The organism is Sphingomonas sp. HMP9, assembly GCF_013374115.1.
GTDB lineage: Bacteria > Pseudomonadota > Alphaproteobacteria > Sphingomonadales > Sphingomonadaceae > Sphingomonas.
On the sequence record NZ_AP022673.1, the window covers coordinates 3,697,721 to 3,720,715 of the forward strand.

At 63.6% G+C, this 22,995-nt stretch carries 27 protein-coding genes; 12 read left to right on the forward strand and 15 right to left on the reverse strand.

All coding sequences use genetic code 11. The features are described from left to right. Positions 1–609: 609 nt before the first annotated feature. Both HMP09_RS16720 and HMP09_RS16725 read left to right on the forward strand, forming a co-directional pair. Positions 610–1,554, forward strand: a complete 945-nt coding sequence (locus HMP09_RS16720) for a retron St85 family effector protein (protein ID WP_176501278.1) — start codon at positions 610–612, stop codon at positions 1,552–1,554. Further along, the gene (locus HMP09_RS16725) at positions 1,551–2,486 is read left to right on the forward strand and encodes a retron St85 family RNA-directed DNA polymerase (RefSeq protein ID WP_176501279.1); all 936 of its coding nucleotides are present in this window, start codon (positions 1,551–1,553) and stop codon (positions 2,484–2,486) included. The genes HMP09_RS16720 and HMP09_RS16725 overlap by 4 nt, the downstream gene beginning before the upstream one ends. Positions 2,487–3,008: 522 nt before the next feature. Here the strand turns inward: HMP09_RS16725 and HMP09_RS16730 are convergent. Then, positions 3,009–3,452, reverse strand: coding sequence for a hypothetical protein (locus HMP09_RS16730; protein ID WP_176501280.1), 444 nt, complete (start codon positions 3,450–3,452; stop codon positions 3,009–3,011). Positions 3,453–3,607: 155 nt separating this feature from the next. On the opposite strand from HMP09_RS16730, the gene uvrA reads away from it, so the two are divergent. Continuing rightward, positions 3,608–6,595 (forward strand): excinuclease ABC subunit UvrA, encoded by a 2,988-nt coding sequence (uvrA, locus tag HMP09_RS16735; protein WP_176501281.1) that lies wholly within the window; start codon positions 3,608–3,610, stop codon positions 6,593–6,595. A 543-nt stretch (positions 6,596–7,138) separates the two neighbouring features. Here uvrA and HMP09_RS16740 read toward each other — a convergent pair. Further along, positions 7,139–7,798 carry a hypothetical protein gene (locus HMP09_RS16740; protein WP_176501282.1) on the reverse strand — a complete coding sequence of 220 codons (660 nt, stop codon included), beginning with the start codon at positions 7,796–7,798 and terminating at the stop codon, positions 7,139–7,141. A 175-nt stretch (positions 7,799–7,973) separates the two neighbouring features. Here HMP09_RS16740 and relB point away from each other — a divergent pair, with 175 nt between their 5' ends. Then, positions 7,974–8,150 (forward strand): type II toxin-antitoxin system RelB family antitoxin, encoded by a 177-nt coding sequence (gene relB / locus HMP09_RS16745; protein ID WP_176501283.1) that lies wholly within the window; start codon positions 7,974–7,976, stop codon positions 8,148–8,150. Beyond that, positions 8,147–8,422: a type II toxin-antitoxin system RelE/ParE family toxin gene (locus HMP09_RS16750; RefSeq protein ID WP_176501284.1), complete on the forward strand. Its 276-nt coding sequence runs from the start codon at positions 8,147–8,149 to the stop codon at positions 8,420–8,422. The genes relB and HMP09_RS16750 overlap by 4 nt, the downstream gene beginning before the upstream one ends. Here the strand turns inward: HMP09_RS16750 and HMP09_RS16755 are convergent. Together HMP09_RS16755 and HMP09_RS16760 are read right to left on the reverse strand one after the other, a co-directional pair. After that, positions 8,413–8,682, reverse strand: a complete 270-nt coding sequence (locus HMP09_RS16755) for a BrnA antitoxin family protein (protein ID WP_232090443.1) — start codon at positions 8,680–8,682, stop codon at positions 8,413–8,415. The two genes, HMP09_RS16750 and HMP09_RS16755, sit on opposite strands and share 10 nt — an antisense overlap. Further along, entirely contained in the window at positions 8,675–8,947 is a 273-nt protein-coding gene (locus tag HMP09_RS16760; protein ID WP_176501286.1) for a BrnT family toxin, read from the reverse strand. Before HMP09_RS16760 ends, HMP09_RS16755 begins: the two co-directional genes overlap by 8 nt. Positions 8,948–9,112: 165 nt before the next feature. Here HMP09_RS16760 and HMP09_RS16765 point away from each other — a divergent pair, with 165 nt between their 5' ends. The 7 genes from HMP09_RS16765 (at position 9,113) to HMP09_RS16795 (ending at position 13,217) form a co-directional block, all read left to right on the forward strand. Further along, positions 9,113–9,445: a hypothetical protein gene (locus tag HMP09_RS16765; RefSeq protein ID WP_176498641.1), complete on the forward strand. Its 333-nt coding sequence runs from the start codon at positions 9,113–9,115 to the stop codon at positions 9,443–9,445. 288 nt (positions 9,446–9,733) lie between these two features. Continuing rightward, a complete protein-coding gene (locus HMP09_RS16770) occupies positions 9,734–10,021 on the forward strand; it encodes a hypothetical protein (protein WP_176501287.1) in 288 nt (95 codons plus the stop codon). Beyond that, entirely contained in the window at positions 10,018–11,502 is a 1,485-nt protein-coding gene (locus HMP09_RS16775) for a hypothetical protein (RefSeq protein ID WP_176501288.1), read from the forward strand. The genes HMP09_RS16770 and HMP09_RS16775 overlap by 4 nt, the downstream gene beginning before the upstream one ends. Continuing rightward, positions 11,462–11,902: a DUF3597 domain-containing protein gene (locus HMP09_RS16780; RefSeq protein WP_176501289.1), complete on the forward strand. Its 441-nt coding sequence runs from the start codon at positions 11,462–11,464 to the stop codon at positions 11,900–11,902. The genes HMP09_RS16775 and HMP09_RS16780 overlap by 41 nt, the downstream gene beginning before the upstream one ends. A 77-nt stretch (positions 11,903–11,979) precedes the next feature. Further along, complete coding sequence (locus HMP09_RS16785) at positions 11,980–12,393, forward strand: glycine zipper 2TM domain-containing protein (RefSeq protein ID WP_176501290.1); 414 nt, start codon at positions 11,980–11,982, stop codon at positions 12,391–12,393. 278 nt (positions 12,394–12,671) lie between these two features. Next, a complete protein-coding gene (locus HMP09_RS16790; RefSeq protein WP_031394996.1) occupies positions 12,672–12,884 on the forward strand; it encodes a cold-shock protein in 213 nt (70 codons plus the stop codon). 102 nt (positions 12,885–12,986) lie between these two features. Then, positions 12,987–13,217: a hypothetical protein gene (locus tag HMP09_RS16795; RefSeq protein ID WP_176501291.1), complete on the forward strand. Its 231-nt coding sequence runs from the start codon at positions 12,987–12,989 to the stop codon at positions 13,215–13,217. Between the two features lie 123 nt (positions 13,218–13,340). On the opposite strand, the gene HMP09_RS16800 is transcribed toward HMP09_RS16795, so the two are convergent. From HMP09_RS16800 to HMP09_RS16850, 11 genes are all read right to left on the reverse strand, one after another. Then, positions 13,341–14,315: a cell wall hydrolase gene (locus HMP09_RS16800; RefSeq protein ID WP_176501292.1), complete on the reverse strand. Its 975-nt coding sequence runs from the start codon at positions 14,313–14,315 to the stop codon at positions 13,341–13,343. Positions 14,316–14,471: 156 nt separating this feature from the next. Further along, complete coding sequence (locus HMP09_RS16805) at positions 14,472–17,315, reverse strand: M16 family metallopeptidase (RefSeq protein WP_176501293.1); 2,844 nt, start codon at positions 17,313–17,315, stop codon at positions 14,472–14,474. Between the two features lie 8 nt (positions 17,316–17,323). Beyond that, the gene (locus HMP09_RS16810; RefSeq protein WP_197978314.1) at positions 17,324–17,521 is read right to left on the reverse strand and encodes a hypothetical protein; all 198 of its coding nucleotides are present in this window, start codon (positions 17,519–17,521) and stop codon (positions 17,324–17,326) included. Continuing rightward, positions 17,518–18,681: a tRNA guanosine(34) transglycosylase Tgt gene (gene tgt, locus HMP09_RS16815; RefSeq protein ID WP_232090444.1), complete on the reverse strand. Its 1,164-nt coding sequence runs from the start codon at positions 18,679–18,681 to the stop codon at positions 17,518–17,520. Before tgt ends, HMP09_RS16810 begins: the two co-directional genes overlap by 4 nt. Positions 18,682–18,684: 3 nt before the next feature. After that, entirely contained in the window at positions 18,685–19,140 is a 456-nt protein-coding gene (locus HMP09_RS16820; protein ID WP_176501294.1) for an EF-hand domain-containing protein, read from the reverse strand. A gap of 8 nt (positions 19,141–19,148) precedes the next feature. Continuing rightward, complete coding sequence (gene queA / locus HMP09_RS16825) at positions 19,149–20,174, reverse strand: tRNA preQ1(34) S-adenosylmethionine ribosyltransferase-isomerase QueA (RefSeq protein ID WP_176501295.1); 1,026 nt, start codon at positions 20,172–20,174, stop codon at positions 19,149–19,151. Positions 20,175–20,181: 7 nt separating this feature from the next. Further along, complete coding sequence (locus tag HMP09_RS16830) at positions 20,182–20,907, reverse strand: peptidylprolyl isomerase (RefSeq protein WP_176501296.1); 726 nt, start codon at positions 20,905–20,907, stop codon at positions 20,182–20,184. A gap of 146 nt (positions 20,908–21,053) precedes the next feature. After that, a complete protein-coding gene (gene coaD, locus HMP09_RS16835) occupies positions 21,054–21,560 on the reverse strand; it encodes a pantetheine-phosphate adenylyltransferase (RefSeq protein ID WP_176501297.1) in 507 nt (168 codons plus the stop codon). A 9-nt stretch (positions 21,561–21,569) separates the two neighbouring features. Beyond that, positions 21,570–22,460, reverse strand: a complete 891-nt coding sequence (locus tag HMP09_RS16840) for a polyprenyl synthetase family protein (RefSeq protein ID WP_176501298.1) — start codon at positions 22,458–22,460, stop codon at positions 21,570–21,572. Positions 22,461–22,473: 13 nt separating this feature from the next. Continuing rightward, a complete protein-coding gene (locus HMP09_RS16845; protein ID WP_056060585.1) occupies positions 22,474–22,713 on the reverse strand; it encodes an exodeoxyribonuclease VII small subunit in 240 nt (79 codons plus the stop codon). A gap of 73 nt (positions 22,714–22,786) precedes the next feature. Further along, positions 22,787–22,984 carry a hypothetical protein gene (locus HMP09_RS16850; RefSeq protein ID WP_176501299.1) on the reverse strand — a complete coding sequence of 66 codons (198 nt, stop codon included), beginning with the start codon at positions 22,982–22,984 and terminating at the stop codon, positions 22,787–22,789. Between the last annotated feature and the right edge of the window lie 11 nt (positions 22,985–22,995).

Genomic DNA, 22,995 nt, shown 5'->3' on the forward strand with positions numbered 1-22,995 from the left:
GCGTCCGACGACAGGGGCTTTGGCCCTGTCCGGCCCAGCCCGCGACGCCAAGCGTCTGCTGAAGGGCACCACACACCCGCCCGCACCCCGCGCGTCCTGTCCTCCCGCGAAGGCGGGAGCCCAGTCTGGGTCCCCGCCTTCGCGGGGAAACATGCCGCGGTCGTTTCAAAATGCGGCGTCACCGAAACACGATGCGTATCCGCGCTATAGTCCGCCACGAACCGCGCAACTGATAGTCTGCCCGAAGCAGCGGACGTGCCCCGCGGCCTCTTCCCGGAACGGCAGGCCATCGATAGTCGGCGATGACACGGCTCGCAGGATGGGCGTCGATCCGTCGAATTCAGCGAGGAAGATTGTCGCTATGAGCGCGATCGCCGGGCATTGTTTACCAGGGTTGTGCACGCATCAGTTGGAATCGCCTTGACGATAGACTCCACCGTCGTATGGTTCCGTACCATTTACGCGTTAAGCCCCTCGTTGGGGTGTCTGGCGTTTCGCTGGACGTAATTCGATTGCCGAGTTTTATCGGTGCGAAAGAGGGTGATGTCTCATCGCCTTCGGCCGCTACGCTCGATAAGACATCACCCTCTTTCTCACCTTCACAGGTAAATGGCTACTTTCCATCCAGACGACCTGCTGGCGAGCATGAAACCCGAGAGTCTTCGGGTTCATGCTCCTAATCAAGTGGTGTTTTTGTGTGGCGGCGCTATCGACAGCGACCTTGTTGCGCCAATAATGTTACGTGACGCCTTTCATCGAGCAGTCGTCGCCCTTGGAGCGCCGTACAGTATCGTTTTGGCAGAGGCCGCCGAACCCCTTACTACCGATGCTGGCTACAAAGACTTACTAAGCTTCGAGTCTGACATTGCTCAGGTTGTAGGCTTGGTTCTGCTGTTCGCGGAAAGTGCGGGAAGTCTGGCCGAGTTGGGAGCCTTCGCTGCGCTGGGCACAATTGCACCGAGCCTATTAGCCGTTTTAGACGAATACTACTATAATCAAGTCTCGTTTATCAGAAATGGCCCGGTCAAGTATTTAGAACATCGATACGGAGACGAATGGGTACACGTTTTAGATCGTCTCGAAGTCGGGATCGATGACAATGGCGGCATATCTGGGATCAATAGTGTAAAATTCACTGCTAGCATAATGCCGGCTGTCCAGTCTCGGTTAGACTCGCAACCTAAGTGGGCTAAGCTTGACCCTGAAAACAGCGGGCATTCTATATTGCTAATGGTGGGGTTGTGTAGGGAGTTTGGGGCATTAACCCAAACCGAGATAAAGAAAAACCTGGGAAGGTTTGGTGTCAAGGACATAAGGTTCGAGAACTTCTACTATTGTGCTAACTTATTGGGTTGGCTCGGCAAAGTTCGAAAAGGCAATCATATCTTCTATGTTGCGACCGGCGGCAGCAGCGCTGTCGACTACGTCTTAGCTGATAGCGCCCCATTCAGAGAAAAGCTCCGCTGGCGGAACGATATTCGCGCGTACTGGAAGAGTAACGACTCTCCGCGCTTCAATGCCATCGTACAATTAACACCGATCCCCAAGCTATGAGTCAACTCTTGCCACTGTTCGTAGCTGAGAGCGGGATGGACCCGCATGATATCGTACGTATCATTAGAACGGCTCCCCGCCGCTATAAAGTCTTCTTTATTCCTAAGCGGTCCGGCGAGCCTAGGGAGATTGCTCAACCTGCTCGAGAGCTAAAGGTTCTTCAACGAATCCTGGTCGACAAAGTCTTGTGTAAGCTTCCCGTTCACGATGCAGCAACGGCTTATCGGAAAGGGTTGTCTATCCTAGATAATTCTGATCCGCATAGTGGGTCGACGCCGATACTAAAACTAGACTTCGAGAACTTCTTTCCCTCTATTACTGAATCCGACTGGCTACGGTATTGTCGAGAAAACTCTATCTTGCGAGAAGATGATAGGGAAATTGCAGCTCGTATTCTCTTTAGACGAGCGAAGGGTGAACGGACCTTGAAGCTTTCGATCGGGGCACCATCATCGCCTATGTTATCGAACATTCTTTTATATCGGTTCGATTCGTTGGTCGAGGCGGCCGCATTGAAGCGAGGCTTAAAATATACTCGCTATGCGGACGATATGAGCTTCTCCGGGCAAAGAGCAGGTATGTTGAAGGACATGATTAAGGAGGTGGCAGAGGCCGCACGGATCGCGCGCTACCCGCGTCTAAAGCTGAACAAATCTAAGACTACTTTTGTTACCACTGCAACGAGACGGTCCGTTACAGGCGTGATTCTGTCTAACGACGGCACAGTCGGAATTGGTCATGGTAGAAAGAGGTTGATCTCTTCTAAGGTCCATCACGCGATGCTAAATAAGCTAAGTGTGGACGAAGTTCGACAGCTTGCTGGAGAGCTTGCATTTGTGAATGTCGTAGAACCGATATTCCTTGCTTGGCTTAGAAACAAATACGGTGAGCAAACGATCGATAACATTAAGCGCCTAATCCTACCTATCTGACGCTCCTGTCTTTGGCATCGATCGATGACACTTTTTACCTGTGCAGCGCTCCATGCGCGCTTCTGGGCGCTGTAATGCCTTATGCTGTAAGAGTCGCTGGGATGCCCTTAATGATAGTGTACCATTTCCCTTCGCATGATCGACCGACTCAAGAATGTCATGCGCACGTTGTTCTGCCATCGCAGCACGAACCTTAGCACTCGCTGCCGCCGCCGCCTTTTATGCAAGCATGCGACCTCACGCGCTACGTAGCAAGCTAGCCCGAACACGGTCGCTTACGATACGGCCCCGCATTAGCCCGCGCACTACGTTATCAAGCCCGTCGATATGCTCGGGTTTACGAGCGCCCCTTTCCATACGGCAGAAGCTAACAATCAAGCAAAGCCGACCAACGCTACTCCGGCGATGCGAGATTGACGGCGGTAGCTAAAATATTGAGCCGTGGCCGGTGAGCCAATTCCCACGCTCTATCACTATACCCCCCCGGCCTCCGCCGGGGAGGTACACTCCGCGCGGCCTCGCTCACTTCCCCAGCTTGCCCCCGAACACGCGCTTCAACGCCGCCTCCGCCGCAGTGCCGATCGCGTCGAGCACCTGGTCGATATTCTGCGGGTTCTGCGTACCGAGCTCGCCGCAAGCCTTGGGACCATTTCCAGCCGCGGCACCCCGGGCCGCATCCGCAGCAGGCGAGGGGGCCGCCTTCGCATCGGCCGTCGCGTCGGCCGCCGAGGGAGCGGCCGGTGCAGGGGCGGGGGCCGCAGCTGGCTCGGGCGCGGGTGCCTTCGCCGCCTGCGACCGCGCCGCCATCGCCGCCGTCGCGAACATCGCCATGCCCGACGCGATCACTTGCCGACCCTCGGGCGAGTTCGCCTTCTCCAGCAATGCATTGCCCGTCTTGCGCAACTCCTTGGGCAGCTTCACCCCGCCGATCGTCTTCGGGATCTTGATCGTCTTCGCCTTGGCCATATCGCCCTCCGCTATCGTGTGTCGTAAAGATAAGACACCGCACCCCTTAGACAAGAACCGGCACTATGACGGGCACAACCGGGCTGGCGGTTCGTACTACGCATTCCTATCTCCCGCACTGGCATCTGGCCCAGAACAGAAGTAGAACTCATCTCATGCTGACCAAGATTTCCGTACGCGGCGCGCGCGAGCACAACCTCAAGGACGTCGACATCGACATCCCCCGCGACACGCTGACGGTGATCACCGGGCTTTCGGGCTCGGGCAAGTCCTCACTCGCGTTCGACACGATCTACGCCGAGGGCCAGCGCCGCTACGTCGAGAGCCTCAGCGCCTATGCGCGCCAGTTCCTCGAACTGATGCAGAAGCCCGACGTCGACCATATCGAGGGCCTCAGCCCCGCGATCTCGATCGAGCAGAAGACGACCTCGCGCAACCCGCGCTCGACCGTCGCAACCGTCACCGAGATCTACGACTATATGCGCCTGCTCTGGGCGCGCGTCGGTACGCCGTATTCCCCCGCGACCGGCGAACCGATCGCCGCGCAGACCGTCAGCCAGATGGTCGACCGCGTCATGGCGCTCCCCGAGGGCACGCGGCTCTACCTGCTCGCCCCCGTCGTCCGCGGCCGCAAGGGCGAATATCGCAAGGAACTCGCCGAGTGGCAGAAGGCGGGCTTCGCGCGCGTCCGCATCGACGGCATGATCCACGACATCGACGAGGCCCCCGCGCTCGACAAGAAGTACAAGCACGACATCGAGGTCGTCGTCGACCGCCTCGTCGTCGGCGGCGAGATCGCCACGCGTCTGGCCGAAAGCTTCGAAACCGCGCTGAAGCTCGCCGAGGGCCTCGCCTATGTCGACCCCGCCGAATCCCCCTCCCGCTTGCGGGATGGGCTAGGGGAGGGCGTGTCCGCAGACGGCGCGCCCGGCGACAGTCCCTCCCCCGACCCCTCCCGCAAGCGGGAGGGGAGCATTGTCGAACCCCGCACGCCTAAATCGGTGATCCTTGGCGACAATGCGCCTCCTGGCCGCATCGTGTTCAGCGAGAAATTCGCCTGCCCGGTCAGCGGCTTCACCATCTCCGAGATCGAGCCGCGCCTGTTCTCGTTCAACGCCCCCCAGGGCGCGTGCCCGGCCTGCGACGGCCTCGGCGAGAAGCTGCTGTTCGACGAAGACCTCGTCGTCCCCAACCACATGCTCAGCATCAAGAAGGGCGCGGTCGTCCCCTGGGCGAAATCCAACCCGCCGTCGCCCTATTATATGCAGGTCCTCGGCAGCCTCGCGCGCGAATACAAGTTCGACATCGAGACCCCCTGGGGCGACCTCCCCGAGGACGTCCGGAACGTCATCCTGCACGGCTCGAAGGGCAAGCCCGTCACGCTCACATTCATCGACGGCAAGAAGAAATACGACGTGTCGAAGCCGTTCGAGGGCGTCATCGGCAACCTCAACCGCCGCCTGCTCCAGACCGAGAGCGCGTGGATGCGCGAGGAGCTGAACAAATACCAGTCCGCCGCCCCGTGCGAGGTCTGCGGCGGCGCGCGCCTGAAACCCGAGGCGCTCGCGGTCAAGATCGCGATGAAGGACATCTCCTACGCCACGCATCTCTCGGTGGTCGACGCGCTCCAGTTCTTCACCGACATGCCGCAGCATCTCGGCGACCAGCAGAACGCGATCGCCGAACGCATCCTGAAGGAAATCGTCGAACGCCTCGGCTTCCTCAACAATGTCGGCCTCGACTATCTCAACCTCGACCGCACCTCGGGCACGCTCAGCGGCGGCGAAAGCCAGCGCATCCGTCTCGCGTCACAGATCGGCAGCGGCCTCTCCGGCGTGCTCTACGTCCTCGACGAGCCGTCGATCGGCCTGCACCAGCGCGACAACGACATGCTGCTGAAAACGCTGCGTCGTCTGCGCGATCTCGGCAACACCGTGCTCGTCGTCGAGCATGACGAGGACGCGATCCGCACCGCCGACTATATCATCGACATGGGCCCCGGCGCGGGCGTCCGCGGTGGCCAGGTCGTCGCCCAGGGCACGCTCAAGCAGATCCTGAAGTCAAAGGGCAGCATCACCGCCGACTATCTCAACGGCACGCGCGAAGTGCCCGTCCCGGCCACGCGGCGCAAAGGCAACGGCAAGAAGCTCACCGTCCACAACGCCACCGCGAACAATCTGACGGGCGTCACCGCGAGCATCCCGCTCGGCACCTTCACCTGCGTCACCGGCGTGTCGGGGTCGGGCAAGTCGAGCTTCACGATCGACACGCTCTACGCCGCCGCCGCGCGCGAGCTGAACGGCGCGCGCATCGTGCAGGGGAAACACGACAAGATCACCGGCCTGCAATATCTCGACAAGGTCATCGACATCGACCAGTCGCCGATCGGCCGCACCCCGCGCAGCAACCCCGCCACCTACACCGGCAGCTTCACGCAGATCCGCGACTGGTTCGCCGGCCTGCCGGAAAGCCAGGCGCGCGGCTACAAGCCCGGCCGCTTCAGCTTCAACGTCAAGGGCGGCCGCTGCGAGGCGTGCCAGGGCGACGGCGTGCTCAAGATCGAGATGCACTTCCTCCCCGACGTCTATGTGCAGTGCGACGTCTGCCACGGCGCGCGCTACAATCGCGAGACGCTCGAGGTGAAGTTCAAGGGCCACAGCATCGCCGACGTGCTCGACATGACGGTCGAGGACGCTGCCGAGTTCTTCAAGGCGGTCCCCCCGATCCGCGACAAGATGGCGATGCTGGTCGAGGTGGGCCTGGGCTATGTCAAGGTCGGCCAGCAGGCGACGACGCTCTCGGGCGGCGAAGCGCAACGCGTCAAGCTCGCCAAGGAACTCTCCCGCCGCGCCACCGGCAACACGCTGTATATCCTCGACGAACCCACCACCGGCCTCCATTTCGAGGACGTCCGCAAGTTGCTCGAAGTCCTCCACGCGCTGGTCGAGCAAGGCAACACGGTCGTCGTGATCGAACACAATCTCGACGTCATCAAGACCGCCGACTGGGTGCTGGATCTAGGGCCGGAAGGCGGCGTCAAGGGCGGCGAGATCGTCGCCGAAGGCACACCGGAGAAGGTGGCAAAGGCCAAGGGCAGTTTCACTGGCAAGTACCTCGCACCCTTGTTAGTTAAGAGGACTTAGGCGTGAAGCTCGCCGCGGAATAGGAGGCTGCGTTGATCGTTCAGTCGGGAGTAAAGGCTGGCCTGAGTACACAGGAGCTCTTCCTTAAAGAGCCCGACTGGGTTCAGTTTTTTGTCGCTAGAAATCCCGATTCGAAGCTTACGAAGGAATTCTCTCGTCATAGTCGCAGTCTAAATTCGAAACCGTTTGTTGAGAAATGTTTCAGATGTAGTCACGAAGCAAAACTTATGACGGCTTACGCTGGTAATGCAGAAAGTGTTATGCTCTGGTGTGAGAAATGCGATCCCTACTCACAAGCTGCCAGCTTGGGCAAGTTGAGCGAGATTATAACGATGGATCAGGTGTGCAGATTTGTAGACAGCACTTGCTCGGGACGTCGATCAGATAAGAAAAGGTTGATGCGAAAGCTCGCCGAATCCAAAGGCATGCCCAAGCGAGTGGGTCAATTGCAAGCTATTCAGTTCTTGCTATAAATTAAAAACTTTGAATGTTGGCCGATAATTTTGTCGGTTCTGGCTTATATCGTCTATTTGGTGCAAAAAACTAAGAAAAATGCTCCCGCCATTCCCGTAATATGCTTCGGTAACGCAATCGAAAAATCTCCTCTTCGTTACCAATCAATGGAAATTTATCGACGGAATAGGCTTCGCCACGTAGAACGTCCAATATTCTCATATCGGTAATGTCGTAATCCGGCAGAGCTTGGCTCATAAGCCATAGTCCCAAGCGCGCTGCCTCTGGTGTAAGTAGGGGCTTCTCCGCGAAGTAGGGATAGACATAGCGGAATCTGTCTTCACCCAAGCGTAAAGACAGCAGGTTCTCGACTTTTACGACACCGTCGATATCTACAAAGCCAAAGCTAGATTTTATTGCCTTTGGGAGTGTACTTATTGCTTCGTTGATCCAGCGTCGCTTTTCATTCCACCATGCCAGAAATCCCTCGGCAAGTTTTGGATAGAGCTTCTCTCGTCGCCAATTTTTGTCAACTTGCTCTGTGGTGGCCTCGCGTAGGTCTCGTCCGCCAGCAGCATGGGCCTTCGCGTCACTCCAAAAAGGCACATGAAAATCACCACCAGGGGACGACCCCTCGTCGCGTTTTTTCATTGTCGCTTGGGCGTCCGCCCGGATTGCTGTGGATCGGACACTATCTTTCATAAGAAATAACTTAAGAAGCTTGCGTAGATGAACTCGATCCAGGGCCATAGAATGTCCTCGCAGTCAGACCTCATCTATAGCGGCGAACATACCATGGTCTAGCAATCTACTTTCGAGAGCGCTAAAATTGGCGTCCCCTTTCGATACATCTGGACTGCCCCATATTCAGGCGGGCGATTGGCCGCGCTTCCATATGTAAGCTCCAACAGGTACGCTCTAGTATATGTCGGAGCTAAACCCCATCGAGTCGGAGTTCGCGACCAGTGAGGATGCCGCCGCGTACGACGCGTGGTTCCGCGCCAAGGTCGAGCGTGCGATGACGTCGGATGCACCCAGCATTCCACACGCTGAAGTGATGGCAATGGCGCAGGATATCCTCGACAAATACAAGCCGCGTTGACGCTGCCGCTCGTCTGGACGGACGATGCGGCAAGCGACCTACTGAACATTCTCGACTATATTGGCGCGCGGAACTTCGCGGCCGCGGAGCGGCTGAACGCCGCGATTGTGCATGCGGCGGAGAACCTGCCCGATCATCCTTACATCTACCGCTCCGGAAGACTGGCCGGAACCCGCGAGGCGGTGGTCCATCCGAACTACCTGCTGGTCTACCGGGTCGCCGAGACGATCGAGATCCTCGCCATCCTCCACGCCCGCCAGCGTTACCCCTGAAGCCCCACCGCCGCCCGCAACGCCGCATTGATCCGCCCCTGCCACCCCGGCCCTCCCTCGCGAAACTTCGCCAGCACGTCCGGATCGAGCCGCAACGTCACCTGCTGCTTCGCCGCATCCCCCAACGGCGGCCGCCCGGCCCGCGTCAGCGTTCCGTTCGCAGGACGCAAAACCTTCCCGCCGACTGCCAACTCTGCCCGGTCGACCTGATCATCGGTCCATTCCGGCGTATCCTCGTCAGGGAAAATGGGGTCATCCAAGACGGGGGGCGATGCGGCGGCTTTCCTTGTCATGACAGTTCCTCATCGAAATCACGCGGACACCCGCGTCGGTCGGCGTCCACACCACCAGCACGATCCGCCCGTCGAGCCGGCCATAGGTCTGGAAGCGCGGCTCCGGATACACGTCCCGATCGTCTTCCTGCGTCAGCGTCGTCCCGGCGAACACCCGTTCGGCGTCGGCAAAATCGAGCTGTCGCTCCGCCATCGTCCAGTCGCGTTTCACGGGATCGAAGCTGATCTCCACATCCACCCTTTATGTAACTACGTTAATCGCAGCGTCAAGCTGACGGTGGGGTTTGGTTAGGGAAGGGACAACGGCAATCTGATCGACTTCGAACGCGCCTTACCCGGAACACCCCAGCGCCCCGACCCGTTGAACCTCACGAACCAACAACACCGGACGCACCCCATGCCCAAATTCGACCATCGCCACCCCGACCAGCATACCCGGAAGCCCAAGCCCAAGACGTTCGGCCTCTCCGCGCTCTCGCTCGGCGCCGCGGCGATCGGGCTTGGCGGGGCGTTGCTCGCGGTCTTCCTGCGCTCCAGGAAGAACCCCGCCGAGCATGCCGCGCCCGATCTCGCGCTCGACAAGCCCCGCCCCGGTGCGGACGACCGCGCACCCGAGGCTTTCCGCCCCGATCCCACCGCCGTCCCGACAAAGGCCGAACGCGAGTCGCTCCGCCCCGCCACCGGCCCCGCGCCGTCGTTCGCGGCCGATCGCGGCTCGACGCTCGGTTGAGCTAGCCGGTCCACGCAGCGTCTCCTCCTACGGCTACCTGTTCTCCCGCGAAGGCGGGAGCCCAGGATCAAGCAGGACGACGATCGTGGCGCCTGGGTCCCCGCCTTCGCGGGGGAACCAGAGGGAGCAAACCGCAGCGTTGCGTGTCCGCCCCCTCCGACGCCTGCGGCGCCACCTCCGCCTGGCTGGGGAGGATCAGAAAGCGGCCACCCCGTTAAAAACCGCTGTCCTACACACCCCGACCCGGCATATCTGATCGGTCCTCTTCGCACAGCAGGAGGATCGATCATGGCGAACGCACCCACTCCGGCCGACCCGCAGCCGCCCCGCGCGCAAACCGCGCCGCCGATCCCTGCGCCGCCACCCCCGCCGACGCTCCAGCCAGCGCCGCCACCGACACCCCCACGCGCGCCCGAACGACCGATCCCCGATCACGTCGCCGATGAGATCCGCCACGTCCTCGCCTGGATGGCGCATGTCGACGCGGGTCGGATCGGCAACCGCATCCCGGTCTCGCCCGAGATCGCCGCCAACCGCGATTCCTCGACCGCGCTCTTCCGGCGCCTGCGCAAGTGACCGCCCCCCTCGCACCCCTCGCCGCCAGCGACGCGCCCCCGCACGCCACCCCCGCGCCCCCGCAAACCGCCGCCCATCCCGAAAACGCCCCGCAAGAAGCCGCGCCCCCGCACGACTACGCCCCGGCCACGCCCGCCCGCTACACGCAACGCAGCGACGGCTGGACGCCCGATCGCCAGCGCGGCTTCCTCGAACGCATCGCCGAAGGCGCCACCGTCGACGAGGCCAGCACCAGCGTCGGACTCTCGCCCGGCGCGGCCTACTCGCTCCGCCGCCGCGCGGTGGGGGCGGCGTTCGCGCTCGGCTGGGATGCGGCCAAGCTGGTCGCGCGGCCGATCGTCGCCGAAACGCTATTCCTCCGCGCGATCGCCGGCCAGACCGAGCGCGTCACGAGGCCCGATGGCGCAGTGATCGAGCGCCACCGCTATGACAACCGCCTCGCCATGTCGCTACTCAACCGGCTCGATCGCCACGCCGACACCGCGGAAACCGCCAACGCCGCCACCCGCATGGTCGCCGCCGAATTCGACGCCTTTCTCGACATCATCGCGCGCGACGCCGGTCCCGCGCGCGCCGGCCTGTTCCTCGGCGAACGGCTCGAAACCGACGCGACGGGGTTGGGGGCAGGGCCGGGGACGGGGGCAGGGCCGGGGGGAGCGGAAGCAGCGATGGCGCCGATCCTCGCGCTCGCCCGCGCGGACCGTTGGTTGCGCAGTGCCGCCGGCGTCGCCTCCGGGATCGACATCGCCGATCTCGATCCCGCCGCCCGCGCCGACTGGACCGCGGAGCAATGGTCGCGCGCCGAGGCTGCCGGCCTGCTCCGTCTGGCCCCCGCACCCGCGCCGGAATACGCGCCCCGATCGGCACCCGAACCCGCATCCGCCCCCGGCTTCGACCCCGATACAGAAACCGCACCAGCGTCTGCACTTTCTATACTTCACTCGGATTTGCAGGACGGCCGCGATCCCGATTGCCCGGTCTGGTACGATCACATCGCGGAGGGCTGGCGCACCCGCTTTCCCCCGCCACCTGAGTATTTCGGCACCGAAGACGGTGTGTTCGGGGACGATGACTATAGCCGCGAATGTTCGGACGACGAGGCGATCATCCTCGAAGCCCCGCGCGAGCGCGAGATCGCCGAGCGCGTCGTGTCCGAGGGCGCGGACCGCGACTTGTGGTTCGTCGGCTATGCGATCGACTGCGGGCTCATCGACGAGGCGAGCGTCGCGGCGGCGGGCATGACCGATGCGGACCGCGTCGCCAGGCTCGCCGGAACGTTCGATCCGCTTCAGGTGCCCCCGCCGATCGCCGAGCCCGAACCCGGACCCGGACAGCCGACGCTGCAGGCGGACGGTTCATCGCCACGGCCTCCTGACGCTGCACCCAATTCCCCAATCGGGCGTTCTCCCGCCGTCACACTCTTAGACGACAGGAATTTCCATGAGCATCTTCAGCAAGATCAAGTCCGCCATCTTCGGTGAGAAGGGTCCGCTCGGCGGCGGCCATTTCGGCACGCCCAAGGCAGCGCCCGCACCCGCGCCGCAGACCACCGCCGCCCAGCCCACGCCGATTCCGACGTCTGCGGCACCGACTCCGCAGGCCGCGCCCGCCGCGCCCGCCCAGGCGGTCGATGTCGAAGCCGTCCTCTCGGGTATCGCGTCGAAGAAGGGCTCGGATCTCAACTGGCGCACCTCGATCGTCGACCTGATGAAGCTGCTCGATCTCGATTCGAGCCTGGACAACCGCAAGGAGCTCGCCACCGAGCTCGGCTATACCGGCGCCAAGGACGGCAGCGCGGAGATGAACATGTGGCTGATCAAGGCCGTGATGCGGGAGCTCGCCAAGAACGGCGGCACCGTGCCTGCCAACCTCAAGGATTGATGCTGGATCGGCGTCGGCAACCAATTGTCGGCGCCGATCATTACGTATTCAGTATCAACCCTTTGGAAGGACTCGAAATGCGCGTTGCGATGCTGGGCCTGTTGGCCGCCTCCACCTTGGTTGCCGGTTGCGTCGGCGACGGCGGCAGCCGCTACGGCGTCGACCCGCGCTATCGCTCCTACGACTATAACCGGGTCGATCCCGCTTATGGTGGCTATGATGCCGGCCGCTATTATCGCGACGACCGTCGCTACCGCGAGCGTCGCCTGTCGCGCAACGACCGCGTCTATCGTGGCAATGACGGCCGTTACTATTGCCGCCGCAACGACGGCACCACCGGGCTGATCGTCGGCGGAGTTGCGGGCGGCGTGCTCGGCAACGTCATCGCCCCCGGCGGTTCGGGCTTGCTCGGAACCGTGCTCGGCGCCGCTGGCGGTGCACTCGCCGGTCGTGCGATCGATCGCTCCAGCAACGAGACCCGCTGCCGGTAAATTCCTCGACCGGCGCCGAAATATCGGCGCCGGTCGTTTTAAATCCTGGCGGCATACCGTGGTGGGCGCAAAAAATATTATTGCGTAAATCGGGGCAGTTCTTGACCCATTTTACCGGCAAGATTTGCAATTCCGGCGATCTTGGCCCATATAGCGATCAGCTACAGTCGCATATCGACGGTTCTTGGCGCTTTGCGGCACCTTTCTCCTTCTTTCCCTGCTCCGCGGCACGGGTCACCCGAACGTCGGGTTACTCTCTACTAAGAAGGAGCCATCTCATGGCTATCACCGGAACCGTCAAGTTTTTCAACGCCGACAAGGGCTATGGCTTCATCGCGCCGGATGGCGGCGGCAACGATGCATTCGTGCACATCACCGCGGTTGAGCGCGCCGGCATGCCGACGCTGAACCAGAACCAGCGCGTCACCTACGAGCTCGAGCCCGACAAGCGTGGCAAGCAGTCGGCCGTGAACCTCCAGCCAGCCGATTGATCGTACTGGCGATGTGATGTCGCCAGTCTGATCTCGGTTGCGGTGCGGCGGTCCTCGGATCGCCGCACCACCCCCTTCCAGTTTCCGCAGGAGCGCACCAGCATGGCCGATAATCCAGAATTTTACCGGGCCCGTGCGGAAGAAGAGCGTCGCAACGGCGATGCCGCCCTCCTCGACAATGTTCGTGATCGCTGCCGCCGCGCCGAAAAGGCTTGGGACGACATGGCATCGCGCGCCGAACGCACCCAAATTCTCCGCGCTGCCCGCGAAGCTGCGCCTCCCGGCGGCGAGCGTATGATGATCGGCACCCCGTCGATGGTCCCCGCCGAATAGGCCGGATCTCCGCATTCCGATTCAGATCGAAAGAGCCTGGCTACAGCAATGCAGCCGGGCTCTTTTGTGTCCCACGATGAGTTACTGTCGCACTCAGACGCGGAAAACGTAGTACTTCGACCGCTACTTCAGCGGTTTGCCCGAGTCCTTCCACCGGTCGAGGATCTGCGACTCCGGCGGCGGCATGTCGGCCGCCGCCGGCGCCGGTGCTACCGAAACAACGGGCTTAGCCTGCGCCAAGGCGACCCCCGCCGTAGTCGGCACCGGAACAGCAACCGCTCCAGCCGTGGCAGCCGCGATCATCTGCGGCGTCGGCGGTGCGGTCAGTGCCACCGCCCTATGCGGCCCCGGAACCGGTTCGCCGCCAGCATAACGCTGGTTGACTGCTGCCGACGTGCCCCAATATCCCTTCCACCGATGGAAGAAATGCGCGCCGACGACGTCGGTCATCACCATGCTCCGGTTCCACGCCGGCGTCACCGCATAGGTATGATAATGCGTCGCCAACCCTACCGGCGCATAGACATAGCCAGCCAGCGCCATGCCGCCCGCCCGTGCCGCACGGATCCACGCGGCGCGCGCCGGCACCCGCATCATGGCACCGTCGCAGGCGAAGCTGAACTGGCAGCCGGCATGTTCGGAGCCTTGGTACACCACGCCGCACACGGTCGCCGGAAAGGCTGGATGTCGGGCACGGTTGAGAATCACCTGGGCAACGGCCTGTTGGCCCGCATCGGGTTCCGATGCCGCTTCATAGTAGATCGCCGCCGTGAGGCATTGCAGCGCACGGTCGCGGTCCAGCGCCGACACGCCAGCCATTGAGAACGGCCGCGCAGGGACGATGCCCGCGTCAAGTGTAGCGCCCGCCGGGATCGGCAGGTCGGGGAGGTCGATGGTGCCCGTAACCCCGGCCGCGGGCGCGGCGATCTCCTGACTGGGGAGCGCGGGAGAAGGGGCGGATACCCGTACCGCAATTGCGGCGTTCGCCCGGTCCTTGGCCGCGCTACGCGCCGACATCGCGCGGAGTGCGGCGTGTGCCGAGATACCGGCGCCGACGACCAGCACCATGACGACCATCGCCGCCCAAATGCGCTTCATCAACCGAACCGTCTGCAACCGAACGCGCAACCGCTTTCCTCGTACCTGCCCTGCCAAGCATGCCCAACGCCCGGCATAGCCGATTGGCCCGGACCGATCGCGCACGGATTCCACTCGTCCCAGCGCGGGACGAGCGGTCATCGTAACGACCAGGGTTTACCGTAAGGTTGCGGTGTCGAGCTTTAGTGCGGCTTCGGGGATGACCTCAACGTTTGGATAGGCCTTGCGCAGCGGCCCGATGAACTGCTTGGCATCACCGACCACGACAATGCTCGCTGCGTTAGGGTCGAGCAGCGCGGTCGCCGCTGCCTGCACGGCCGCGGGATCGACGGCGCCCACCGCCCCGGTGTATCGCTGAAGCTCATCCAGCGGCACGCCGTTCTGCACATACGCACCGAGGATTCCGGCGACGCCGGACGTCGTCTCGATCCCGCGTCCGAAATTGCCGACAAGCACGGCTTTGCGCGTGTCGAGTTCTGCGGCAGGCACGAGGGACGCACCCATCCGCGTCATCTCGGCGGCGATCAGCGTTACCACTTCAGCCGCCGTCGGATTCTTGGTCTGCGTCCGCGCCGCGACGGTGCCCTGGGTCTTCCCCGCATCCAGGCCGCTGCCCGCACCGTATGCGAGTCCGCGTTTGATCCGGATTTCCTGGTTCAACCGCGACGAGAAGCCGCCGCCCAGGACCGTGTTGCCGACTGCGAGCGGGTAATAGCGCGCGTCCGACCGTGCAATCGCGGGCCTTGCAACCACGACACCCGCCTGACCCGCCTCCGGCATGTCGACGACGATCACGCGCGGCTTCGGGTACGTGACCTGCGGCGCCATGGCAACTGCGGCGACGCCCGACTTCCACCCGCCGAACTGCGCCTCCGCCAACGCCTTTGCCCGTGCCGCGGTGACGTCGCCGACCATGATCAGCGTCGCCTGACTCGGCCGGAAGCTGCGGGCATACGCCGCGGTGATGTCAGCTCGCGTAATCGCCTTCAGCGACAGCGGCGTACCCCCGGTCGGCGCGCCGTAAGGCGACGCGCCCAACACCGCCCGGTCCGCAACAAGCCCGGCAACCTGCGCCGGATCCTTCAGGGCTAGCGTCACCGCATCGACCTGCTGCGTCCGCGCACGCTCGATCTCTTCTGGCGCGAAGACCGGGTTGATCGCCACGTCGGCAAGGATCGCCATGGCCGGCGCAAGCTGGTCGGACTTCACGGTCACGTCGACCGATGCGCCATCGCTTCCCGACGAACTGCCGATCGCTCCGCCAAGCCCCTCGACCGCTCGCGCGATCTGCGTGGCCGACCGCGTCTTCGTGCCCTTGGTGAGCAGTTCCGCCGACAGACTACTGACACCGGCACGGTTCGCGGGATCGGTCGCCGCGCCGCCCGCGGTCACCAGATACGCCGTCACGATCGGCAGGTCGTGCCGCTCCACCGTCACCAACCGCATGCCGTTTGCAAGGCGCGTTTCGACGGGTTGCGGGATCGTCGGCGATACCGGCGCGCTGGGCGCGGGCGGCTGGACGCGCTGCCCTTCGGGAGCGGGCGTGACGATCTCTATGTTCGCTGGCGCCTTCAGGTCGGCTACCTGCACGCTCGGCGCAACTGCGATCGTATCGGCGACACCGCCGGCAGGCTTTGCCGCAACCGGCATATAGCGGATCGTCGCCGACTGATTATCGCCCAGATATTTGCGCGCGACCCGCTGGATATCCGCCGCCGTCACCCGCGAGATCGCCGCCAGCTGCTGGTCAGCCGCCTGCGGATCGCCGTCGATCAGCACCGCCGCCGCCAGCGTGCTCGCCTTGCCTTCAGCAGTCTCCCGCGACTGAATCGACTGGGTCAAGATCTCGTTCTTCGCCTCGGCCAGTTCGGCCGCCGTCACCGGCGCATCGCGGAACCGTGCGACTTCGCGCTTCAACGCGGTTTCGCCCGCCTCCACAGTCTTGCCGCCAGCCAGGATCGCATAGACGACCAGGTTGCCCGTCGCCTGCTTGGTATCAAGGAACGCCTCCGCCGACTGTGCGAGCTGGTCGCGGTATACGACGGTCTCGTACAGCCTCGAACTCTCTCCCGTCGCGAGCACCGCCTTCAGTACCGTCAGCGCGGCGCTGTCGGCATCCCGATCTGCCGGCACATGATAACTGACCAGCACTGCCGGCAACGGCGTGTTCGGCTCGTACACGGTGCGCGTCACCGCAGTCGTCCGCGCCGGCTCGGCAACGGTCACGCGAGGGATAGCGGCAGACGGCTTCTTGATTCCCGCAAAATACTGGTCGACCCACGCGTTCAACTGGGCGGGATCGAAATTCCCCGCTACCACCAGAATTGCGTTGTCCGGCCGATAATAGGTCGCATGGAACGCGCGGACGTCGTCGATGCCGGCCGCCTCGAGGTTCTCCAGGCTACCGATCGTCCCGCGGGCATAGGGATGCGCGGCATAGGCGAGCGCCGGGTAATAGACCGAGAAAAGCTTTCCGTACGGCCGCGCAAGCGTGCTCTGGCGCAGCTCCTCCTTCACCACGTCGCGCTCCGACTCGAAGCTCTTCGGCTCGACGACGAGGCTCGCCATCCGGTCGGCCTCGGCGAACAGCAGTCGTTGGAGGTGATTAGCCGGGATCACCTCGTAATAATTCGTATAGTCGTCGTTGGTCGACGCGTTGTTATAGCCGCCGACATCCTCGGTCAGCCGGTCCATCTGCTCCGACACCAGGTTGCGCGTCGACTTGAACATGAGGTGTTCGAACATGTGCGCGAACCCGGACTTGCCCTTGGGATCGTCCTTGGAGCCGACGTCGTACCAGACCTGTACCGAGACGTTCGGCGTGCCGGTGTCACGGATGGCATACACGCGAAGGCCATTGCGCAAGGTGCGCTCGGTATAGGCGATCGGCTTGACGCCTACCTGCGAGGCCCCCTGCGTGGGGGCAGGTGCGGTCTGCGCCACCGCCGCTACGGGAAGACATGCTGCAGTGAGCAGCAGAGCGGAGCGGAGGAGGCGCATCGAGGTCCTTACTTGTTGCGGTTCGCGAACAGCACGGCGCCCGCGATCGCCGCCGAGCCGATGCCGACGCCCAGTCCGATCTTCGCAAGCGGCCAGCTCTTGGCCTTTTCGGCGGCGTTGTGCGCGGCGGCTTCGGCCTGCAGCTTGGCTTCCTTCGCGGCGGCGAGGATCTCGTTCGGCGTGTCGCTGTCGATCTTGATGGTCACTTGGGTTCTCCTTCACTCTTCCGGGCATACATCGCGCGGAAATCATTCGCGAACTGCGTCAGCGTGCCCGAGGCGATCGCCGCCCGCAGATCCGCCATCAGCGTTTCGTAGAACCAGATGTTATGCTCCGTCATGAGCATTGCGCCAAGCATTTCGCCCGATCGGACGAGGTGATGCAGATACGCCCGGCCCCAGGTCGCGCAGACCGGGCATGGGCAGGCGGGGTCGAGTGGCCCCATATCCTCGGCGAACTTCGCATTGCGGATGTTGATCGGGCCGGTCCGCGTGAAGGCCTGGCCGGTCCGCCCTGAGCGCGTCGGCATCACGCAATCGAACATGTCGATCCCGCGCTCGACTGCGCCGACGATGTCGTCGGGCTTGCCCACCCCCATCAGATAGCGCGGCTTTTCGACCGGCAACTGGTCTGGCGCGAAGTCGAGGCAGCCGAACATCGCCTCCTGGCCCTCGCCGACCGCGAGCCCACCGACCGCATAGCCATCGAAGCCGATATCGATCAGCGCATCCGCCGACGACTTCCGGAAGCCCTCGTTCAGTGCCCCCTGCTGGATGCCGAAGATCGCGTTGTTCTCGGCATGCGCCTCGCCCGCGTCGAACGCCGCGCGCGACCGCTTCGCCCAGCGCATCGATCGCTCCATCGCCGCCGCCTGCACGTCGCGCGTTGAGGTCGTCGGCACGAGCTCGTCGAACGCCATGACGATGTTTGAACCCAGCAGCCGCTGGATCTCGATAGATCGCTCGGGACTCAGCAGGTGCCGCGTCCCGTCGAGATGCGACTTGAACGACACACCCTCTTCGGACCGCTTGGTCAGGTCTGCGAGACTCATCACCTGATAGCCGCCGGAATCGGTCAGGATCGGCTTCGACCAGCCGGAGAATGCGTGCAGCCCGCCAAGCCGTGCGACCCGTTCCGCACCGGGCCGCAGCATCAGATGATAGGTGTTGCCGAGGATGATGTCTGCGCCCGCGCCCACGACGTCGGCGGGCTTCATCCCCTTGACGGTCGCCGCTGTGCCGACCGGCATGAAGGCGGGCGTGCGGATGTCGCCACGCTGCATCGCGATGACACCGGTGCGCGCCTTGCCGTCGGTGGCGGATATGGTGAAGTCAAAGCGGGGGCGGTTGGTCGGCATGCTAGTCATAGATCAACGCTTCTTGCGGATGCCGTAGCGATCGCCGGCCGGCGCGCCGCGGATGGTGATGAGTTCGGTGCGGGTCAGCACGCCGTCCTTGTCGCGGTCGAACCGCGCGAAGAACTGCGCGAACCGCGTCTGAAGTTCGGGTAGCGTGATCCGGTTGTCGCCGTCTCGATCGACCTCGAACGGGCTCGGCAATGCGTTGCGATCACCTAGCCATGATTGCGCCCAGTCGGCAAAGGCGATGTACCCGATCGACCCGGTCGCCGCACCCTCGGCGCTTGCGTAACTGCGCGCGACGCACGGGGTCAGCTCGACCTGCGTCACGCGCCCATCGCCGTTGGCGTCGCACGCCGCGATGAACAGCGCGGCCGGCTCGGCGAAGATCGTCGCGGGCGGCTGCGGCGTGCCCGCGGGCGGCGGCGCGGCGGTGATGGCCTGGAGCATAGCGAGTGCGAGCAGCATGCTGCCTGTCATGGCAGCAGAAGCGAGGCGTCGCCATAGCTGTAGAAGCGATACTTTCCAGCGACCGCATGCGCATATGCCGCTTGCATCCGCTCGCGCCCCATCAGCGCGGAGACGAGCATGAACAAGGTCGAGCGCGGTAGATGGAAATTGGTCATCAACCCGTCGATTCCGCGAAACCGGTAGCCGGGCGTGATGAAGATCGCGGTGTCGCCGTCAAACGGACGGATCACGTCGTCCTCGCCGGTCGCACTCTCGATCAGCCGCAGCGACGTCGTACCGACAGCAATCACTCGACCACCGGCGGCGCGCACTGCGTTGAGGCGATCCGCGGTCGCTGCATCGATCCGGCCCCACTCGGCGTGCATCCGGTGCTCGGTCGTGTCGGTCGCCTTTACCGGCAGGAACGTCCCCGCACCGACATGGAGCGTCAGCGTCGCATGACCGATCCCGGCCGTATCTAGCGCAGCCATCAGCTTCGGCGTGAAATGCAGCGCTGCCGTAGGAGCCGCAACCGCGCCTGGCTCGGACGCGAACATCGTCTGGTAATCATCCGCATCGCGTTCGTCGGTCGGGCGCTTGCCGGCGATATAGGGGGGCAGGGGCATGTGGCCCGCGCGTTCCAGCAGCAGCTCGACCGGCTCGTCGCCCGCGAACACTAGCGCGTAGCTGCCGTCATCCTCGCGATCGACTGCCGCTGCGCTGACGCCGTTACCGAACTCGATGACGTCACCGTCGCGCAGTCGCCGCGCGTTGCGGATGAACGCACGCCACCGTCGCGGCCCCTCGCGCTTGTGCAGCGTCGCGCCGATCTTCGCATCGCCGCGCCGCCCGTCGAGCTGCGCTGGTATAACGCGCGTATCGTTGAACACGAGCATGTCGCCGCGCCGTAGCGACGACGGCAGGTCCGCGACACCCGCATCGCGCGTGGCGTCACCTTCGAGCACCAGCATCCGTGCAGCATCGCGCGGCGCCGCGGGGCGGAGCGCGATGTTGTCGGTCGGCAGGTCGAAGTCGAAAAGGTCGACGTTCAACGTGAGGTCACTTCTTTGCAGGAGCCTTCTTCACCGGTGCCTTGCGAGCGGCCGGCGCGAGCTTCGGCTTGGCCGCATCCGGGCCCGACGCCGTACCCGGCAAGGTCACCGGTGCACCGAGCGCCGGCGCGGGGGGACCCGCGACATACGCCGGCGGATTGTCCGCTGCGATATACGCATGGACGATCCGCGACGGGTTCGCGGGCGGCTCGCCACGCTCGATCGCGTCGACATACTGCATCCCGTCGAGGACGCGACCGAACACGGTGTATTTCTTATCGAGGCTGAGGCGCGGTTGGAAGACGATGAAGAACTGGCTGTTCGCGCTGTCCTCCTTGTCCGACCGCGCCGCCGATACGGCGCCGCGGACGTGCGGCAGATAGTTGAACTCTGCCTTTACGTCAGGGAGCGTCGATCCACCGGTGCCATCGCCCTTGGGGTCGCCGCCCTGCGCCATGAACCCGTCGATCACGCGGTGGAACGCCAAGCCGTCGTAGAAATGCTGGCGGGTGAGCGTCTTGATCCGCTCGACCATCAGCGGCGCGACGTCAGGACGCAGCCAGATCGTCACGCGCCCGCCGGTCGACAGGTCGAGCAGCAGCAGGTTCTGGGTATCCGTGGTCAGCGGTGGGGTCGCGCGAACGGCCGGCGCCGCGACTTCCTTTTTCTGCGCTGCAGCCGGCACCGTGACAAGGCACCCGAGCAACGCGAACATTCCGACGAAAAAGCGCATCAAATTCCCACTCGCAAGAGGCCCGGCGCAACCAGGCTGCCGCCACTTAGAGCAAATCCCCGCTTGCGCCAATCTGAACGTGAGGGGCGGCGCGCAGCCGCCACCCAAGACACACCGTCATCCCGACGAAAGCGTGCACAGGGTCCTCAGCTCCCCTTGCGGCCGATCTTCTCGACCCGCGCGATCACCTCGGCACACACCGCGCCCGGCACGAACTTGGCAATATTCCCCCCGTACAGGGCAATTTCCTTTACCAGTCGGCTTGCGATCGGCTGCAACGCGACGTCGGCCATCAGGAACACCGTCTCCACGCGCGGATTGATCTGCTGGTTCATCCCCGCCATCTGATACTCGTATTCGAAATCGGCGACGGCACGAAGCCCACGGACGATAACCTTCGCTCCTTGTCGCTCGGCAAAGTCCATCAGCAGCGAATCGAACGCCACGACTTCGATATCGCCATCGACGTCCGCCACCTCGCGGCGGACCGTTGCCATCCGCTCCTCGATCGTGAACATCGGCGACTTTGACGGGTTGGTCGTCACCCCGATCACCAGCCGGTCGACCAGCTTCGCGCCACGCCGGATGATGTCCATGTGGCCCAATGTGACCGGATCGAACGTACCCGGGTAAACGCCAATCCGTGCGGTCATGCTGATCTCCTAGCGGTTGCGTTCGAGCACGAAGCGGGCGATGTCCCGTAGCAGGTCGGCTTCCTTGCCGTAGCTGTGCAGATGAGCAATCGCCTGATCCACGAGCATCCGCGCCTGTTCGCGCGCGCGCTCGGGTCCGAGCAGCGACAGGAACGTTTCCTTGCCCGCGCCTTCGTCCTTGCGCAATTTCTTGCCCGCGACCGCCTCGTCGCCCTCGGCATCGAGCAGGTCGTCGGCGATCTGAAACGCAAGCCCAAGGTCATGCGCATAGCCACGCAAGCCGACGCGTCCCTCAGGCGGCAATCGCCCCAAGATCGCCCCTGCCTCGACCGACGCCGAGATCAGCGCGCCCGTCTTCATCTGCTGCAACCGCGTGACGGTATTGAGGTCGAACCGCGTAGCCTCAGCCTCGATGTCCATGATCTGGCCGCCCGCCATGCCGTTCGGGCCGGCCGCGCGGGCCAGGTCCAGCACCAGTTCGATCCGCACGAACGGGTCGGCATGAGTCGCCGGATCCGCCAGCACCTCGAACGCCAGCGCGTGGAGGCAATCGCCCGCCAGGATCGCCGTCGCCTCGTCGAAGAGCTTGTGCACGGTCGGTTTGCCGCGCCGCATGTCGTCGTCGTCCATCGACGGCAGATCGTCATGGATCAGCGAATAGACGTGGATCGCCTCGATCGCGGTCGCCACGCGTGCCGAGCAATCGCGCGCGACATCGAACAGGTTCGCCGTCGCAAACACCAGCAACGGCCGCAGACGCTTGCCCCCGCCGATCGCGGCATGCCGCATGGCGCGGTACAGGTCGCCGCGCGGATCATCGGGGATCGCCAGCAACTGGTCGAACTGCCGATCGATCTCGGCCGAGACATCCGCGAGCGCGGCATGGAGCGTAAGGGGCATCCCGCTCACCGCGTCAGCCTGCGGCAAACGGGCGGACGCCCGCCGGCTTGCCATCGCCATCGAGCCGGATCGCCTCGATCCGCGCCTGCGCCGCATCGAGCCGGTCGGCGCAACGCTGGCGCAGTTTGTTGCCGCGCTCGTACAGCTCGATCGCCTGCTGAAGCGGCGTGTCACCACTCTCCAGCTTACCCACGATGAGTTCGAGTTCTTTTAGTGCATCCTCGAACGCGAGGTCTTCGATCGGCGTGTCCATGGCCGCCGCTATGGCGCAGGCACGCGATGGGGGTCAAGGATGCGCGATCGGCCACCGGATGGGTGGCACGCACTTACCGCAGGCGGCTGACGGTCCAGGTGTACAATACCGAGACCCCGACCAGCCCGAAATCGACGACGGCCTGCATGCGGTGCGGCGAGGGGTCGCTCTTTTCGTGCGTGATCAGCTGGAATTTCGCAGTGGGATGACGCACCGCGAGAGCCACGAGTGCAAGTCCCGCCACTGCCAGCACAAGTTTCCGGTTCCGCATCGTCGATCTCC

Bases quoted from the DNA above. Each gene is read 5' to 3' on its own strand.
- HMP09_RS16720 (WP_176501278.1), top strand. From the start codon at position 610: ATGGCTACTTTCCATCCAGACGACCTGCTGGCGAGCATGAAACCCGAG.
- HMP09_RS16725 (WP_176501279.1), top strand. From the start codon at position 1,551: ATGAGTCAACTCTTGCCACTGTTCGTAGCTGAGAGCGGGATGGACCCG.
- HMP09_RS16730 (WP_176501280.1), bottom strand. From the start codon at position 3,452: ATGGCCAAGGCGAAGACGATCAAGATCCCGAAGACGATCGGCGGGGTG.
- uvrA (WP_176501281.1), top strand. From the start codon at position 3,608: ATGCTGACCAAGATTTCCGTACGCGGCGCGCGCGAGCACAACCTCAAG.
- HMP09_RS16740 (WP_176501282.1), bottom strand. From the start codon at position 7,798: ATGGCCCTGGATCGAGTTCATCTACGCAAGCTTCTTAAGTTATTTCTT.
- relB (WP_176501283.1), top strand. From the start codon at position 7,974: ATGTCGGAGCTAAACCCCATCGAGTCGGAGTTCGCGACCAGTGAGGAT.
- HMP09_RS16765 (WP_176498641.1), top strand. From the start codon at position 9,113: ATGCCCAAATTCGACCATCGCCACCCCGACCAGCATACCCGGAAGCCC.
- HMP09_RS16770 (WP_176501287.1), top strand. From the start codon at position 9,734: ATGGCGAACGCACCCACTCCGGCCGACCCGCAGCCGCCCCGCGCGCAA.
- HMP09_RS16780 (WP_176501289.1), top strand. From the start codon at position 11,462: ATGAGCATCTTCAGCAAGATCAAGTCCGCCATCTTCGGTGAGAAGGGT.
- HMP09_RS16785 (WP_176501290.1), top strand. From the start codon at position 11,980: ATGCGCGTTGCGATGCTGGGCCTGTTGGCCGCCTCCACCTTGGTTGCC.
- HMP09_RS16790 (WP_031394996.1), top strand. From the start codon at position 12,672: ATGGCTATCACCGGAACCGTCAAGTTTTTCAACGCCGACAAGGGCTAT.
- HMP09_RS16795 (WP_176501291.1), top strand. From the start codon at position 12,987: ATGGCCGATAATCCAGAATTTTACCGGGCCCGTGCGGAAGAAGAGCGT.
- HMP09_RS16800 (WP_176501292.1), bottom strand. From the start codon at position 14,315: ATGAAGCGCATTTGGGCGGCGATGGTCGTCATGGTGCTGGTCGTCGGC.
- HMP09_RS16805 (WP_176501293.1), bottom strand. From the start codon at position 17,315: ATGCGCCTCCTCCGCTCCGCTCTGCTGCTCACTGCAGCATGTCTTCCC.
- tgt (WP_232090444.1), bottom strand. From the start codon at position 18,681: ATGACTAGCATGCCGACCAACCGCCCCCGCTTTGACTTCACCATATCC.
- HMP09_RS16820 (WP_176501294.1), bottom strand. From the start codon at position 19,140: ATGCTGCTCGCACTCGCTATGCTCCAGGCCATCACCGCCGCGCCGCCG.
- HMP09_RS16830 (WP_176501296.1), bottom strand. From the start codon at position 20,907: ATGCGCTTTTTCGTCGGAATGTTCGCGTTGCTCGGGTGCCTTGTCACG.
- coaD (WP_176501297.1), bottom strand. From the start codon at position 21,560: ATGACCGCACGGATTGGCGTTTACCCGGGTACGTTCGATCCGGTCACA.
- HMP09_RS16840 (WP_176501298.1), bottom strand. From the start codon at position 22,460: ATGCCCCTTACGCTCCATGCCGCGCTCGCGGATGTCTCGGCCGAGATC.
- HMP09_RS16845 (WP_056060585.1), bottom strand. From the start codon at position 22,713: ATGGACACGCCGATCGAAGACCTCGCGTTCGAGGATGCACTAAAAGAA.
- HMP09_RS16850 (WP_176501299.1), bottom strand. From the start codon at position 22,984: ATGCGGAACCGGAAACTTGTGCTGGCAGTGGCGGGACTTGCACTCGTG.